The organism is Olleya aquimaris, from assembly GCF_003259525.1.
Lineage (GTDB): Bacteria > Bacteroidota > Bacteroidia > Flavobacteriales > Flavobacteriaceae > Olleya > Olleya aquimaris.
In genome coordinates this window covers 98,429-113,105 of the sequence record NZ_QLLO01000008.1, presented here as the reverse complement: position 1 = coordinate 113,105, position 14,677 = coordinate 98,429, and the positions used below count along the sequence as shown (strand labels likewise).

Genomic DNA, 14,677 nt, shown 5'->3' with positions numbered 1-14,677 from the left:
TAATAAACTAACCATTTAAACTAAACTTTATAAATTCGTTGGTTTTTTGTGAAGACTAATTCAAATAAAATAAAAAACGATTTATTGTTTGTTTAATAGTAAGACGCCTAAAAACAGATTTTATTACGCTGATTTTCAATATTTAACGAGAATTTAACACAGTAAAGGTGTTAAACAAAAAATTGTGTTAAACAAAAACCCAAAGTCGATCAGGCTTTGGGTTTTCTTATTTAGCAACCAAACATTTACACTAACCATCAACTGTATGGATGGTCACTAAATACCTTCTAGAAGTATTTTTTATATAAATCCTCCACTACCTGAAGATTCATTATCATCACGTTGTTTACGTTGTAAAGCTCTGTATTTTCCACCACCAAAACGGTAGGATAGTGCAATGTTCCAGGTATTGCTTTCCCAATTAAATTGACCCACAGAAGGGTAAGGTGTGTCTGACTCAAATTCAAAACGCATGGTGTTAAAAATATCGTTATAATTAAAGCTTATAGTAGCTTTGTTTTCTTCTAAGAAACTATATCGTATCCCTGTATTAACAAAATACATTGGTTTTCTTAAAAACTGAACACCTTGTTCTTCGCCTCTATACATAGCAAATACTGAAAAACTTAATTGTTTGGTAGCTTTAAAGTTGTTAAACATTCTAAAGTTCCAAACTAGGTTTTCTACTTCTGTAGTTTGCGTTTTTATGTCATTTACTGTTGCAGAATTTAAATCTGGATTATCAATAAACTCTGTGATACCTGTTTGAGATTGAGAATACAAGTCAAAACTAGTATTAAAATTCCACCATTTTGTAGGTCTGTAATTACTTGATAATTCTAAGCCAAAAGCAGAAGTATTGTCAAAATTATCGTAGGATAGTATTGAATTTCCTGCAGATATATCTGTTCTGTCAATATATACAAAGCGACTAATATTATCTTCAATAACTCTATAAAAAACACCTGCAGTTATGCTTCCTTTATTTAGTTGTCTTGTGTAATTTGCTTCAGCAGAATTAGTAAATTGTGGCTGTAGCTGTGTGTTACCAAAAGATGAAACTCTTGGTGTGCTCCATTCTCTAATTGGGTTAACTTGTTGTAATCCTGGTCTGTCTACACGTCTGCTTAAACTAACTTGATAAGAGTTTTTTTCTGAAGCTGTATAGGTTATAAACGCCGAAGGATAAACTTGAAAGTAATTGTTTGTAAAAGGGATAACTTCTGAAGTGCCATCTGCAAAACTATTAAAAGCAGTAGCCTCAACATCTACTTGTTCTGCTCTAGCACCTACTTGGTAACTCCACTTATCGTTAATGGTTTTTCCAAAGGTGATGTATGCCGAATAAATATCTCTTTTATAATCAAAAGCAGTGCTTGGTGTAGGTATGATATTTCCATTACTAGAAAACGTTTGTCCAGTAGAATTATACCCTAAATCGGTGTTAAATAATCTTGCTTCTGCACCAAATTCTAATTTAGTTTTTTCGTTGATGGGTTTGACGTAATCAATATTAATGGTTGTTTGTTCTCTTTTAGTGTCAACATTGTCTTGATAATCTTCAGGAAAAGTAAAATTGATATAGTTGAAATTTGCAATTTCATTTTGCGAAAAGTCGTTGTAATCAAATTCAATATCTAAAGTTTCGTCTTCATTATCAAATTCATGTTTATATACCAGATTATATTGGCCTGATGTGTTGTCTGAAATATTATCAAAAATTTGTGATTGTACATTTTGGTTTGGATAAAATAGAAATGTTTTTCCTTGACCTTTTCCATCATAAATATTTTGATTAGTAAAAAAGGACAGCGTGTTTTTTTCATCTAAATAATAATCGACACCAATTTTATATAAATGTGATTTGTTGTTGTTGAAAAATTGGAAATCTTGTGACGAATTATCGTTGAATTGGTTGATGAAACCAAAGTTATCATACTTACCTATATTATTACCATAGTTCCCATAAAAGTTGAATTTTCCATTCCTGTAATTTAGGTCTATAGAGCTGTTAAACTTAGCGTAAACTTCTTTTGTTAGGCCTAAGTTTAAGTTTCCGTTAAATCCTAATTGCGTGTTTTTATGAAGTTTGATATTTATAATCCCACTCATACCTTCTGGATTATATTTAGCCGAAGGGTTAGTAATTAACTCAATACTTTTAATAGAGGTCGAAGGGATTTGCTTTAATAATTGGGCAATGGGTACGTTAGATAGTTTACCATCTACCATAACACGTACATTTTCATTTCCGCGCAAGCTAATATTACCCGTTTGCTGATCGACATTTACAGAAGGGATATTATTCATAATATCACTAGCTGTAGGTCCTGCGGTTTGTAAATCTTTTCCAACGGTAATCACTTTTCTGTCTACTTTTTGTTGAATGGTTGAGGTTTCTGCTACAATAGTGACTTCATCTAAACTAGTAGAAGCTTCCTCAAGATTTATGGTTCCTAAATCTATTGTTCTATTGCTTTTAGAAATAACAATAGTTTTTGTTTGCGGTAAAAATCCTAAGTATTCTATGCTAACAATACTAGAGCCTGCAGGAATTTGATTCACTTCAAATTGTCCATTATCGTTTGTAATTCCTCCAGTAATCAGCTTATTGTTGGTGTCTTTAACAATAATATTTACATAAGGTAAGGGTTGGTTAAGTGTTGCGTCTAATACATTACCAGTAATAGTTCCAATTTTGGGCAATGCTTCAGTGCTGTCTTGTGCTTGTATGCTAAAGGCTACCAATAGCAGTACGATGGTGAGTAGTTTTTTCATGTTTGTTGATTGATTTTTTAATTTGATTGATGAAATGTGGTTATAATCTAAAGACGCTTTTTTTGTCAAGCTGTTACTGTATATTTACAAATTATAAAAATTTTAACATTTATGAGTAAGAAAACATTGGTGATAGGTGCCTCTACAAAACCAGATAGATATAGTAATATGGCTATTAGAAAACTGGTTAAATACAACCACGACACTGTTGCGTTTGGGATGAAATCTGGAGAAGTAGCAGGTGTACAAATAGATACTGAACTAGTGGATTATAAAGACATCGATACGGTTACCTTATATCTTAACCCAACTAGGCAACAAGAGTATTACAATTACATAGTAAGCTTAAACCCTAAGCGCGTAATTTTTAATCCAGGAACAGAAAACCCTGAGTTTTATACAATCTTAAAAGCACATAACATTGCTTATGAGATTGCTTGTACGTTGGTATTATTATCTATTAATCAGTTTTAGTTTTTCTGCTAATTACCCATAGACCAATACAGGTAATTAACCCATTTAATGGTAATATTTCCCAATGGAACGCGTATTTTCCAATAAAACTATCTGGGAAGTTGGCTGGCAACTCTGTAATAAAATAAGTAATAATTATGGAGGCTAATCCTATAACCCAAGCCCAGTTATCTTTAATTTGACGTTTGGTTAGTATTCCAAAAGCAAACAAGCCTAATAATGGTCCATAGGTGAAGGTGGCAAATTTAAACAAGTTGTTAACCACACTACCTTCTAATTCATTAAAAACAATAACCACAACAATTAACAATAAGGACACACCAATATGTACTTTTTTACGTAGTGGTTTTTGTTGGGCTTCAGGCAGTTTTTCAATGTTTAAAAAATCTATTGAAAAAGAAGTGGTTAAGGACGTTAATGCACTATCTGCACTACTGTAAGCAGCTGCTATTAATCCTATTAAAAAAGTAATTTGTAACCCTAGTCCCAAGCCTTGATTCATAGCTATTTCTGGGAATAATAAATCGGTTCTAACTTTTTCATCTACAACAGGAATGTTGACACCAAATTGTTCAGCATAGATAAATAAAAGTGCACCAAGAGATAAAAAGATAACATTAACAAACACTAATAAAACGGACATGCTAAACATGTTTTTCTTAGCATCTTGAGGATTTTTACAGGTTAGGTTTTTTTGCATCATATCTTGATCTAAACCTGTCATGGCTATGGTTATAAAGATTCCACCTATAAAATATTTCCAGAAGTAAACATTGCTGTTAACATCCTCAAAAAAGAAGAGTTTACTTTTAGCTTTAAACGCGTCCTGATTAAAAATGTCTGTCACAGACCAATCCAATTTATTGACAATTAAAACAATTGCAACTATTACAGATGTTAGCATGGCTAAAGTCTGTAAGGTATCCGTCCAAACTATGGTTTTAATTCCACCACGATTAGTATATAACCAGATTAATGCTATAGAAATTACAACCGTAATCCAAAACGGAACACCAAGTGTTTCAAACACAATATATTGCATGGCTAAAGCCACTAAGAACAACCTAAATGCAGCACCTGTAACACGCGATAATAAAAAGAAAAAAGCACCTGTTTTATAACTAACGGTTCCAAAACGTTGTTCTAAATATTGGTAAATAGAAGTTACGTTTAACCTGTAGTATAAGGGTAATAGGACTAGCAAAACCACCAAATACCCAACAAAAAAACCAAAAACTCCTTGCATATAGGCAAACTGCTGACCTTCTATCAAACCAGGAACAGAGATAAAGGTCACACCAGACAAAGAAGCGCCAATCATTCCAAATGCAACTACATACCAAGGCGACTGTTTTTTAGCCTTAAAAAATACGTCGTTAGAGTCGTCTTTACCAGTAAAATAAGAGATTAGTATAAGCACACCAAAGTAGGCAGCAATCAATAAAAGTATTTGTATTGAAGTCATAGAGTTAGTTTATGCAGCCAAAATACGAAAAATAGTATTCAGTGAGCAGTAATCAGTTAGCAGTGTTAACGGTCTAGCATTTGGGTAATTAGAAAACATTTTTTTTATTCGCAAATTAGTGTCTAAAGTAGTAATTTCGCAGATATGGAATTTTCATCAAAACTTCTTGAAAATGCAGTTAACGAAATCTCGCAATTACCAGGTATAGGTAAGCGTACTGCATTACGTTTGGCGTTACATTTGTTACGTCAACCCAAAGAGCATACGCACAATTTAAGTCACGCATTGCTTAATATGGTTAACGATTTAAAATTCTGTACGTCTTGCCATAATATTAGCGATAACGATTTATGTGATATTTGCACCAACCCGTTACGTAAAGACGATGTGATATGTGTTGTAGAAGATGTTAGAGATGTTATGGCTATTGAAAATACTGCATCACATAAAGGCTTGTACCATGTGTTGGGCGGAAAAATTTCGCCAATGGATGGCATTGGTCCACACGATTTAAATATTACTAGCTTAGTTCAAAAAGTGCAAACTGGACAAGTTAAAGAGCTGATTTTTGCACTAAGCCCAACCATGGAAGGGGATACAACTAACTTCTATATTTACAAGCAAATCAAAGATTTTGAAGTGCAAACTTCTACCATAGCTAAAGGGATTTCTGTAGGTGACGAGCTAGAATATGCAGACGAAATTACCTTAGGGCGAAGTATTTTAAACAGAATTCCGTTTGAGTCTTCACTAAAACTATAAGTGGTTTAAAATGAAGCTGTCCATTATTATATTAAACTACAACGTACGCTACTTTTTAGAGTTGTGTTTGCAAAGCGTGGAAGCTGCCATTACAAATCTAGAGGCAGAAATTATTGTGGTGGACAACAACTCGCACGATGATAGTTGTCAAATGGTTAAGCAAAAATTCCCTAATGTAATACTTATAGAAAACAAAGATAATTTAGGCTTTTCTAAAGGCAATAACATAGGCGTACAACATGCAAAAGGCGAGTATTTATGTATCCTAAATCCAGATACAGTTGTCCCTGAAGACTGCTTTGAGGAGTTATTTGAATTTTCAAAAATTAAAAACGATTTAGGTTTATTTGCTTGCAAATTAATTGATGGTACAGGTGTTTTTCTACCAGAAAGTAAACGTCATATACCAACACCAACTGTTGCCATTAAAAAAATATTAGGTTTTGATACTTCGTATTATGCTTCGAAAATAAAAGAAAATTCTACTGGAATTGTACCTGTTTTAGTGGGTGCGTTTATGATGGTAAAACGTGATGTTTACAATCAAGTTGGAGGATTTGATGAAGATTATTTTATGTATGGAGAAGACATAGATTTGTCCTACAAAGTGCAGCAAGCAGGTTTTGATAATATGTACTATGGACCAGTTCAGGTCATTCATTTTAAAGGCGAAAGCACATTAAAAGATGCTAACTACGCCAAACGGTTTTATGGAGCCATGCAGATTTTTTACAAAAAACATTTTAAACGCAATCTTATATTTGATGCTTTAGTATGGCTAGGTATTAAGTTAGTGAAGCACTCTAAAAATAACGCTTTCGCGGAAAGTAAGCCAGTAAAAAACTATGTATTAGTGTCAGATAGAAACTATACAGAATTAGAAAATATAATTTCAAGGTCTATAAAGATGGTTTCAGAAATATCTGATTTTGAATCCAATACACGGGTTGTTTTAGATGCTAATTATTTAAGCTTTAAAACTATTATTGAAACCCTATCAAATTCAGAAAAAAATAAAAATATAAGCTACAGAATTATTCCAAAAAACTCTAATTTTATGCTTGGAAGTGATTCGTCAAAAAGTAGAGGCGAAGTCCTTCACTTTTAAAAGCTTGCAAATTGATAAATAATAATCAGTAAAATGTTCTATTTTTTATTAATTTTGCAATTCAATACAACAAAAAGACTATTAGATTATTAATATGGCAAGATTTGAACTTAAATTACCAAAAATGGGAGAAAGCGTTGCGGAAGCAACCATTACCTCTTGGTTAAAAGAAGTTGGAGATACAATTGAAATGGATGAAGCAGTGTTAGAAATTGCAACAGACAAAGTAGATAGTGAGGTCCCAAGTGAAGTAGATGGCGTTTTAGTAGAAAAACTATTTAACGTGGATGATGTGGTACAAGTTGGTCAAACCATAGCTGTTATTGAAACAGAAGGTGAGAATGATGTTACAACAGAAGCTCCAAAAGTAGAGGCTACTCCAGAAGCAACTCCAGTTGCAGTACTGGAGGTTGCAAAAACAGTAGAAGCTGCACAGGACACTGCTGCGCCAATTACATCTAACGGAGATCGCTTTTATTCGCCTTTAGTAAAAAACATGGCGAAAGCCGAAGGGATTTCGCAATCAGAATTAGATGCTATTCCTGGAACTGGGAAAGATAATCGTGTGACTAAAAACGACATGATTGCTTATCTAGAAAATAGAGGTAAACAACCTGCAAAAGCTGAAACTAAACCAACCTCTGCACCAGTTGCAACAAAGCAAGAGGCTAAAACAGAAGTGCCTGTACAAGCAGCAGCAGGAGATGAGATTATAGAAATGACCAGAATGGGCAAATTAATTGCACATCATATGGTAGAATCTGTACAAACCAGTGCACACGTTCAAAGTTTTATTGAAGCCGATGTGACTAACATTTGGAATTGGAGAAAGAAAGTAAAAGATGGATTTATGAAACGTGAAGGCGAAAACTTAACCTTTACACCAATCTTTATGGAAGCTATTGCAAAGTCATTACGTGACTATCCAATGATGAATATTTCTGTACAAGGCGATAAAATTATTAAAAAGAAAAACATCAACCTTGGTATGGCAGCAGCTTTACCAGATGGTAACTTAATAGTTCCAGTTATAAAAAATGCAGACCAACTAAATTTGGTTGGTATGACAAAGCAAGTTAATGACTTAGCTGGTCGTGCAAGAGATGGTAAATTAGCACCAGACGACATACAAGGTGGTACATACACAGTAACAAACGTAGGTACTTTTGGAAGTATTATGGGTACGCCAATAATTAACCAACCACAAGTTGGTATTTTAGCTTTAGGTGCCATACGTAAAGTGCCAGCAGTTATCGAAACACCAGATGGAGATTTTATAGGCATCCGTTATAAAATGTTCTTGTCACACAGTTACGACCATAGAGTAGTTAATGGTGCTTTAGGTGGACAATTTGTAAAAGCTGTTAAAGATTATTTAGAAGCTTGGGATGTGAATCGTGAGATTTAGATAACTTCCTGCGTAGGCAGGAATCTTATATAAAAATTAAAAAAGCACAATTTTAAAATTGTGCTTTTTAGTTTTATTTTTTTTCTGAACGTAAAATTTTCTCCATTTTACGACCTCTTGCTAATTCATCTATTAGTTTTTCCATGCGTCTACATTGTTTGTATACTTCAAATTCATCATCTATTTCTTCAATTCTATATCCACAGATAACTCCTTTAATCAAGTGTGCATTAGGGTGTATCTTTGCTTTTTTAAAAAATGTTCTGTATGTTGCTTTTTCTTCAATCAGTGTTTGTAAAGAGTTTTGGTCAAAACCAGTAAACCATCTAAGTACTTGGTCAAGTTCTTCTTTGGTTCTGCCATTTTTTTCTAATCTATTTAGGTATAGTGGGTAAATTGTAGCGAATATCATATTGGCTACTTGTTCGTTTTTTTCAGCTGTAACTTTCATGTTATTTAATCAATCGTTAATTATGTTTTATAAAAATCCTATGCCACTTAAAGTTAATTAAACCCATCCCTCAACGCTTGAATAAAATCTTCCAAACTTTTAATATCGTTATACAATTGGTCTTCAATTTTTAAAATTGGGATGTGGTTAAAGTCGCTTTTAGGCTTAATGGTTTTAAGCTCTTTAATAATCTTGTTATAATTGGTGGTGTCTTGGTCCAAATTATACTCGGTGTAACTTATCTTGTTTTTAGTTAATATATGTTTGGCATCTGGGCAAATACTACAATCGTCTTTGGTGTAAAGCGTGACTGTTTTATTTTTTAATTCTCGGTCTAGTTTAAAATCAATAATTTCAAAATCTTTATCAACTTTAAGACTGTAAGACACTTCGTTAACTACCAAAATATAAGTGTAATTACCAGGTTTGTCATTTAGTTTAACCATGGTCAAGACTTTCTTTTTGCTATTTCCAGGAATGGTTTGTAAAATAGGTCGCTCGCTACTACGTCTAAAGTCGTTAGTATCTACTTTTAAAAACACATCGTAGGAGATAGAGTCGGTATTTTCTATAAATAACTCGTAGCGCTTACCTTTAACAACTTCTTGTAACTTAACATATTTATGATCGTTTTGAGAAACAGTAGTAATGGATAGTAAAGCAAAAAATAATAGGGTAAAGTTTCTAATCATTTTAAAAGTATTACAAAGTAAAAGTAACAGATTACATTTATATTTGCATAAATCATTCCAATAAATTCATTTATGACGTTAAACCTAACAAAACCCATTTGCTTCTTCGATTTAGAAACTACAGGAGTTAATATTACTAACGATAGAGTAGTAGAAATTTCTATATTAAAGGTGTTTCCTAACGGAAATAAGGAGAGCAAAACGTGGTTGGTTAATCCAGAAATGCCTATTCCGCCTGTAGTCTCTGCAATACATGGAATTACAGACGACAAAGTAGCTAATGAGCCTACCTTTAAGGAATTAGCACAAGAGATTAATACAATGATTAAAGATGCTGATTTGGCAGGATTTAATTCTAACCGGTTTGATATTCCGCTTTTAGCGGAAGAAATGCTGCGTGCAGGAATAGATTTTGACATGAAAGGTCGTGTAGCTGTAGATGTGCAAACTATTTTTCATAAAATGGAACAACGTACACTAAGTGCTGCCTATAAATTTTATTGCGATAAAAGTTTAGAAAATGCGCATACAGCTGAAGCAGATACCTTAGCTACCTACGAAGTTTTAAAAGCACAAGTCCAGCGTTATGACGAGTTGGAAAATGACACCAAATTTTTAGCCGAATTTAGCTCACGTAAAAAGTTTGCCGATTTTGCTGGGTTTATCAGTTACAATAAAACAGGTCAAGAGGTGTTTTCTTTTGGAAAGCATAAAGGTAAATTAGTTACAGAAGTATTAGATCAAGAACCAGGATATTTTGGGTGGTTGCTTGGCGCAGACTTCCCGTTATATACAAAAAAGGTGTTAACAGCAATTAAGTTAAGAGCGTTTAATAATAAGCTGTATTAATTTATAAGTGAAAAGTTTTAAAGTAAATAAATACTATTTTAAAAAGAAATAATCAATACGAGTAAGCGTCTTGTTTCAAAAAGCAAAGCGATCTTTATTCTTTAGTCTTAAAAAAATATGAAACTAATCTGCATAGGTCGCAACTACACAGACCATATTAAAGAACTAGAAAACGAAAAACCTACAGATCCTGTGGTGTTTATTAAGTCAGATAATGCTATTTTATTAAAAAAGCAACCTTTTTTTATACCAGACTTTTCTAACGACGTACATCATGAGGTAGAGGTTTTGGTAAAAATTAGTAAACTGGGTAAGCACATCGATAAAAAATTTGCACACAAATATTACAATCAGATTGGGTTAGGCATAGATTTTACTGCTCGCGATTTACAAAAGCAATTAAAAGACAAAGGGTTACCATGGGAAAAAGCAAAATCTTTTGATGGAGCTGCAGTGATAGGTACATGGTTAAATAAAGAAGAATTTTCTGACGTTAATAACATCAATTTTAGGTTAGAAAAAAATGGAAGTGTGGTTCAAACCGCAAATACAAGCTTAATGTTGTGGAAAATAGACGAATTAATCGAATATGTGTCAAAATATTTTACTTTAAAGATTGGAGATGTTATATTTACGGGAACACCTGCTGGAGTTGGCAAGGTTGTTGCTAACGATAAATTAAACGGATTTATTGAAAATAAACAATTATTTTCAATAACAGTAAAATAGTACATGGAACAACATTATAAATTACACAGATTACAAGAATTAGCAGATAACGATCAAGAATTTATCCTAGCTTTGGCTTCCACATTTATTGAAGAAGTGCCAAGCGATGCTAAAGTGCTTAAAATAGCTGTAGAAAACAAAAACTACTTGCTAACTTATCAAACTGCCCATAAAATGAAACCTACAGTTGATATGTTTGAACTAGGCATCTTAGACGATTTAATAGAGGTGCAAGATTGGGGAAAATTCGAGCAAACAGATAAAGACATCACAGAAAAATTAAATATAGTTTTAGATGCTGTAGATAAAGCAACTAAAGAAATTATTCAAGATTTTAATTTGTAATGCAAGCCGAAATAATTACTATTGGTGACGAAATTTTAATCGGACAGATAGTAGATACTAATTCCGCTTTTATTGGGAAAATGCTAAATACCATTGGTGTGTCTGTTTACCAAATTACTTCCATTCAAGACGACAAAGACCATTTACTTAAAGCCTTTGCTGAAGCAGAACACAACGCAGACATCATAATTGTTACAGGTGGTTTAGGACCAACCAAAGACGATATTACCAAGCATACCTTAGCTTATTATTTTAATGACACGCTTGTGCAAGACAATCAGGTTTTAGATCACGTCGAGCAGTTGTTTAAAAAATATATCAATCAACCTATTTCAGATATTAATCGAAAACAAGCGTTAGTGCCTTCAAAAGCAAAAGTGCTTATGAATTGTTTTGGAACCGCTCCAGGCATGTGGTTAGAAAAAGGTAATAAAACATTTATATCACTTCCAGGTGTACCTTACGAGATGAAAGCACTTATGGAAAACGAAGTGCTTCCTAAATTATCCCAAAAGTATAAGCGTCCTTTTATTCTTCATAAAACCATTTTAACGTATGGATTGGGTGAAAGTGCTATTGCAGAGCGTCTAGAAGCTATAGAAGATAATCTACCAAAACACATCAAATTAGCGTATTTGCCTAGTTTAGGACGTGTCAGATTACGTTTGTCAGGTAAATCAGATAACGAAGACACTTTAGCACAAGACATTCAACAACAAGTCGATAATATTTTACCGCTAATTAAAGATATTTTTGTTGGATTTCAAGAGTCTAATGAAGGTCTAGAACAAATTATAGCCAATCAACTAACCAAGATTGGTCAAACTTTAGGATTAGCCGAAAGCTGTACTGGCGGAAAGTTAGCCGAACAATTTACAGCTCATTCTGGTGCGTCTACTTTTTTTAAAGGAGCTATTGTTAGTTATGCCACCCAAACTAAAATAGATGTTTTGGGTGTGTCAGAAGATTTAATTAAACAGCATTCTGTAGTTAGTGTTCCAGTAGCTAAAGCTATGGCAACTAATGTAAGAGAAAAATTAAAATCAGATATCGCAGTCGCTACAACTGGTAACGCTGGACCAACCAAAGGTGATAGTGATGCAGAAGTAGGAACAGTTTTTATAGCAATAGCCACAAAAAACGGAGTAGTAGCGCACGAATTTAACATGGGGAATCATCGCGAACGCGTTATAAATAAAACCGTAAATAAAGCGTTAGAGTTGCTTCAAAAAGAAATTTTTGAAAATTAATTATTTAGTTATTGTCAGATAGTAAATTATTAGTATATTTGCACCTCGATTTTTAGTAACATAATTTAAAGTTATAAAGTAATGTCAAGAGTTTGTGAACTTACAGGAAAAAAGGCAATGGTTGGTAACAACGTGTCTCACGCAATGAATAAGACAAAGCGTAGATTTGATGCTAATTTAATTAAAAAACGTTTTTATATTCCTGAAGAAGATAAGTGGGTAACTTTAAAAATATCTACATCAGCATTAAAAACTATCAATAAAATCGGTATCTCTGCTGCATTAAAAAAAGCAAGAGCTAACGGATTTGTAAAATAATTGCCCAACAGGTAAAGAATTATAATTATGGCAAAGAAAGGTAATAGAGTACAAGTAATATTAGAATGCACAGAGCATAAAGAGTCTGGTAAACCAGGAACATCTCGTTATATTACAACTAAAAACAAAAAGAACACTCCGGACAGAATGGAAATTAAAAAATTTAATCCAATCTTAAAGAGAATGACCGTTCATAAAGAAATTAAATAATATTCTTTAAGTAAAGAATAAAAAAGTATTAGACATGGCAAAGAAATCAGTAGCATCATTACAAACAGGATCTAAAAGATTAACAAAAGCAATTAAAATGGTAAAGTCTCCAAAAACAGGAGCTTACATGTTTGTTGAATCAATCATGTCACCAGAATTAGTAAAAGATTTTATGAAAGACAACTAGTCTTACATCTAAACTCAACATACAAAAGCTACTTTCTATTTGAAAGTGGCTTTTTTGTTTTTAAAATATTGCGTTTCTTTACCAAGTAAAACTATGACAATGTAGCAGTCTATTAAATTAGGCGCTAAAATTGTAATAGTCTAATCAAACAAATCAATTAAAAAACACATGAGTTTTTTTAAAAAAATATTCTCCTCAGATAAAAAGGAAACCTTGGATAAAGGTTTAGAAAAATCAAGCACCAGTTTTTTAGGCAAGCTTAGTAAAGCAGTTGCAGGAAAATCTAAGGTTGATGACGATGTTTTAGATAACCTAGAAGAGGTTTTAGTCTCTAGTGATGTTGGTGTTAATACGACTTTAAAAGTGATTGAACGTATCGAAGCACGCGTAGCTAAAGATAAATATTTAGGGACAGACGAGCTTAATAAAATTCTTCGTGAAGAAATTGCAGGTTTACTGTCAGAAACTAATTCTGGAGAAGACACCGAGTATACCATTCCTGAATTACCAAAACAAGACAATGGAAACAAAACACCTTACGTCCTAATGGTAGTAGGTGTAAATGGTGTTGGTAAAACAACTACTATTGGTAAGTTAGCCTACCAATTTAAAAAGAAAGGCTTAAAAGTGGTATTAGGTGCAGCAGATACGTTTAGGGCTGCAGCAATAGACCAATTACAAGTGTGGGCCGATCGTGTAGATGTGCCTATGGTACGTCAGGACATGGGAAGTGATCCAGCGTCTGTTGCTTATGACGCCTTACAATCTGGTGTCTCACAAGATGCAGATGTTATTATCATTGATACAGCTGGTCGTTTGCATAATAAGGTTAATTTAATGAACGAGTTAACTAAAGTAAAACGTGTCATGCAAAAAGTTGTTGGTGATGCACCACACGATGTGTTATTAGTATTAGATGGTAGTACAGGTCAAAATGCTTTTGAGCAAGCTAAACAGTTTACAGCTGCTACAGAAGTGACTAGTTTAGCAGTCACTAAATTAGATGGTACTGCAAAAGGTGGTGTGGTGATTGGTATAAGTGACCAGTTTCAAATTCCTGTAAAATATATTGGAGTAGGAGAAGGTATTGAAGATCTTCAAGTCTTTAATAAATTTGAGTTTGTGGATTCTTTCTTTAAGTAGAATCTGTCATTGCGAGGAGGGACGACGAAGAAATCTGAAAATGTCCTATTAAATTTTTTCATAAATTTAATCCTTATGGCACATAATATATTACATGATTTAGTTATCAAAGTAGCTCCAAAACAAGTGTTTGATGCAGTGACACAACCTGAACACTTAAATAATTGGTGGACATTAAAATCGTCTGGACAACCTGAATTAGGTGCAGAATACAATCTAAACTTTACAGATAAATACAACTGGTATTGTAAGGTTTCAGAAGTAACACCAAACAAATCTTTCTATTTAAAAATGACACAATCCGATCCAGATTGGATGCCAACTACTTTTGGTTTTAACCTTAAAAATCATGACAATGTTACGTTAGTCGAGTTTTCGCATAACGACTGGCAGTCCAACAGTCATCACTTTAGACATACTTCGTTTTGTTGGGCTTTACTGCTAAAAGGCTTAAAAAATTATTTAGAAAACGATATCATCCTTCCTTTTGAAGCTAGAGGTTAAATTC

At 33.1% G+C, this 14,677-nt stretch carries 17 protein-coding genes; 13 read left to right on the top strand and 4 right to left on the bottom strand.

Translation table 11 applies throughout. The features are described from left to right. Window positions 1-300: 300 nt before the first annotated feature. Window positions 301-2,778 carry an outer membrane beta-barrel family protein gene (locus LY08_RS11395; RefSeq protein WP_111660597.1) on the bottom strand — a complete coding sequence of 826 codons (2,478 nt, stop codon included), beginning with the start codon at window positions 2,776-2,778 and terminating at the stop codon, window positions 301-303. A 111-nt stretch (window positions 2,779-2,889) separates the two neighbouring features. On the opposite strand from LY08_RS11395, the gene LY08_RS11390 reads away from it, so the two are divergent. Then, window positions 2,890-3,252, top strand: coding sequence for a CoA-binding protein (locus tag LY08_RS11390; RefSeq protein ID WP_111660571.1), 363 nt, complete (start codon window positions 2,890-2,892; stop codon window positions 3,250-3,252). On the opposite strand, the gene LY08_RS11385 is transcribed toward LY08_RS11390, so the two are convergent. Continuing rightward, window positions 3,239-4,717 (bottom strand): sodium:solute symporter, encoded by a 1,479-nt coding sequence (locus LY08_RS11385; protein ID WP_111660570.1) that lies wholly within the window; start codon window positions 4,715-4,717, stop codon window positions 3,239-3,241. The two genes, LY08_RS11390 and LY08_RS11385, sit on opposite strands and share 14 nt — an antisense overlap. 144 nt (window positions 4,718-4,861) lie before the next feature. On the opposite strand from LY08_RS11385, the gene recR reads away from it, so the two are divergent. The 3 genes from recR (at window position 4,862) to LY08_RS11370 (ending at window position 7,995) form a co-directional block, all read left to right on the top strand. Continuing rightward, window positions 4,862-5,479 (top strand): recombination mediator RecR, encoded by a 618-nt coding sequence (gene recR / locus LY08_RS11380; RefSeq protein WP_111660569.1) that lies wholly within the window; start codon window positions 4,862-4,864, stop codon window positions 5,477-5,479. 10 nt (window positions 5,480-5,489) lie between these two features. Further along, complete coding sequence (locus LY08_RS11375) at window positions 5,490-6,587, top strand: glycosyltransferase family 2 protein (protein WP_111660568.1); 1,098 nt, start codon at window positions 5,490-5,492, stop codon at window positions 6,585-6,587. A gap of 94 nt (window positions 6,588-6,681) precedes the next feature. Then, window positions 6,682-7,995 (top strand): dihydrolipoamide acetyltransferase family protein, encoded by a 1,314-nt coding sequence (locus tag LY08_RS11370; protein WP_111660567.1) that lies wholly within the window; start codon window positions 6,682-6,684, stop codon window positions 7,993-7,995. Window positions 7,996-8,068: 73 nt separating this feature from the next. Here LY08_RS11370 and LY08_RS11365 read toward each other — a convergent pair whose 3' ends face one another. Both LY08_RS11365 and LY08_RS11360 read right to left on the bottom strand, forming a co-directional pair. Beyond that, the gene (locus LY08_RS11365) at window positions 8,069-8,446 is read right to left on the bottom strand and encodes a DUF2200 domain-containing protein (RefSeq protein WP_111660566.1); all 378 of its coding nucleotides are present in this window, start codon (window positions 8,444-8,446) and stop codon (window positions 8,069-8,071) included. A 53-nt stretch (window positions 8,447-8,499) separates the two neighbouring features. Next, the gene (locus LY08_RS11360; protein ID WP_111660565.1) at window positions 8,500-9,138 is read right to left on the bottom strand and encodes a glutaredoxin family protein; all 639 of its coding nucleotides are present in this window, start codon (window positions 9,136-9,138) and stop codon (window positions 8,500-8,502) included. Window positions 9,139-9,210: 72 nt separating this feature from the next. Here LY08_RS11360 and LY08_RS11355 point away from each other — a divergent pair, with 72 nt between their 5' ends. The 9 genes from LY08_RS11355 (at window position 9,211) to LY08_RS11315 (ending at window position 14,673) form a co-directional block, all read left to right on the top strand. Beyond that, window positions 9,211-9,987 (top strand): 3'-5' exonuclease, encoded by a 777-nt coding sequence (locus tag LY08_RS11355; RefSeq protein WP_111660564.1) that lies wholly within the window; start codon window positions 9,211-9,213, stop codon window positions 9,985-9,987. Window positions 9,988-10,104: 117 nt separating this feature from the next. Continuing rightward, window positions 10,105-10,716 carry a fumarylacetoacetate hydrolase family protein gene (locus LY08_RS11350; RefSeq protein ID WP_111660563.1) on the top strand — a complete coding sequence of 204 codons (612 nt, stop codon included), beginning with the start codon at window positions 10,105-10,107 and terminating at the stop codon, window positions 10,714-10,716. Between the two features lie 3 nt (window positions 10,717-10,719). Then, window positions 10,720-11,061 carry an Hpt domain-containing protein gene (locus LY08_RS11345; protein ID WP_111660562.1) on the top strand — a complete coding sequence of 114 codons (342 nt, stop codon included), beginning with the start codon at window positions 10,720-10,722 and terminating at the stop codon, window positions 11,059-11,061. Further along, complete coding sequence (locus LY08_RS11340; protein WP_111660561.1) at window positions 11,061-12,311, top strand: competence/damage-inducible protein A; 1,251 nt, start codon at window positions 11,061-11,063, stop codon at window positions 12,309-12,311. Before LY08_RS11345 ends, LY08_RS11340 begins: the two co-directional genes overlap by 1 nt. 81 nt (window positions 12,312-12,392) lie before the next feature. Further along, entirely contained in the window at window positions 12,393-12,629 is a 237-nt protein-coding gene (rpmB, locus tag LY08_RS11335) for a 50S ribosomal protein L28 (RefSeq protein WP_111660560.1), read from the top strand. 27 nt (window positions 12,630-12,656) lie between these two features. Then, complete coding sequence (gene rpmG, locus LY08_RS11330) at window positions 12,657-12,839, top strand: 50S ribosomal protein L33 (protein WP_092131049.1); 183 nt, start codon at window positions 12,657-12,659, stop codon at window positions 12,837-12,839. 34 nt (window positions 12,840-12,873) lie between these two features. Then, the gene (locus LY08_RS11325) at window positions 12,874-13,026 is read left to right on the top strand and encodes a DUF4295 domain-containing protein (RefSeq protein WP_111660559.1); all 153 of its coding nucleotides are present in this window, start codon (window positions 12,874-12,876) and stop codon (window positions 13,024-13,026) included. Between the two features lie 168 nt (window positions 13,027-13,194). Continuing rightward, a complete protein-coding gene (ftsY, locus tag LY08_RS11320) occupies window positions 13,195-14,169 on the top strand; it encodes a signal recognition particle-docking protein FtsY (protein WP_111660558.1) in 975 nt (324 codons plus the stop codon). Window positions 14,170-14,244: 75 nt separating this feature from the next. Then, on the top strand, window positions 14,245-14,673 hold the full coding sequence (locus tag LY08_RS11315) for an SRPBCC family protein (protein ID WP_111660557.1): 429 nt from the start codon (window positions 14,245-14,247) through the stop codon (window positions 14,671-14,673). Window positions 14,674-14,677 lie beyond the last annotated feature (4 nt).

What these genes read in the sequence shown, in the direction of transcription:
- recR (WP_111660569.1), top strand. Translation starts at nt 4,862, where the DNA reads ATGGAATTTTCATCAAAACTTCTTGAAAATGCAGTTAACGAAATCTCG.
- rpmG (WP_092131049.1), top strand. Translation starts at nt 12,657, where the DNA reads ATGGCAAAGAAAGGTAATAGAGTACAAGTAATATTAGAATGCACAGAG.
- LY08_RS11355 (WP_111660564.1), top strand. Translation starts at nt 9,211, where the DNA reads ATGACGTTAAACCTAACAAAACCCATTTGCTTCTTCGATTTAGAAACT.
- LY08_RS11390 (WP_111660571.1), top strand. Translation starts at nt 2,890, where the DNA reads ATGAGTAAGAAAACATTGGTGATAGGTGCCTCTACAAAACCAGATAGA.
- LY08_RS11325 (WP_111660559.1), top strand. Translation starts at nt 12,874, where the DNA reads ATGGCAAAGAAATCAGTAGCATCATTACAAACAGGATCTAAAAGATTA.
- LY08_RS11340 (WP_111660561.1), top strand. Translation starts at nt 11,061, where the DNA reads ATGCAAGCCGAAATAATTACTATTGGTGACGAAATTTTAATCGGACAG.
- LY08_RS11315 (WP_111660557.1), top strand. Translation starts at nt 14,245, where the DNA reads ATGGCACATAATATATTACATGATTTAGTTATCAAAGTAGCTCCAAAA.
- LY08_RS11365 (WP_111660566.1), bottom strand. Translation starts at nt 8,446, where the DNA reads ATGAAAGTTACAGCTGAAAAAAACGAACAAGTAGCCAATATGATATTC.
- LY08_RS11345 (WP_111660562.1), top strand. Translation starts at nt 10,720, where the DNA reads ATGGAACAACATTATAAATTACACAGATTACAAGAATTAGCAGATAAC.
- ftsY (WP_111660558.1), top strand. Translation starts at nt 13,195, where the DNA reads ATGAGTTTTTTTAAAAAAATATTCTCCTCAGATAAAAAGGAAACCTTG.
- LY08_RS11385 (WP_111660570.1), bottom strand. Translation starts at nt 4,717, where the DNA reads ATGACTTCAATACAAATACTTTTATTGATTGCTGCCTACTTTGGTGTG.
- LY08_RS11370 (WP_111660567.1), top strand. Translation starts at nt 6,682, where the DNA reads ATGGCAAGATTTGAACTTAAATTACCAAAAATGGGAGAAAGCGTTGCG.
- LY08_RS11350 (WP_111660563.1), top strand. Translation starts at nt 10,105, where the DNA reads ATGAAACTAATCTGCATAGGTCGCAACTACACAGACCATATTAAAGAA.
- rpmB (WP_111660560.1), top strand. Translation starts at nt 12,393, where the DNA reads ATGTCAAGAGTTTGTGAACTTACAGGAAAAAAGGCAATGGTTGGTAAC.
- LY08_RS11395 (WP_111660597.1), bottom strand. Translation starts at nt 2,778, where the DNA reads ATGAAAAAACTACTCACCATCGTACTGCTATTGGTAGCCTTTAGCATA.
- LY08_RS11360 (WP_111660565.1), bottom strand. Translation starts at nt 9,138, where the DNA reads ATGATTAGAAACTTTACCCTATTATTTTTTGCTTTACTATCCATTACT.
- LY08_RS11375 (WP_111660568.1), top strand. Translation starts at nt 5,490, where the DNA reads ATGAAGCTGTCCATTATTATATTAAACTACAACGTACGCTACTTTTTA.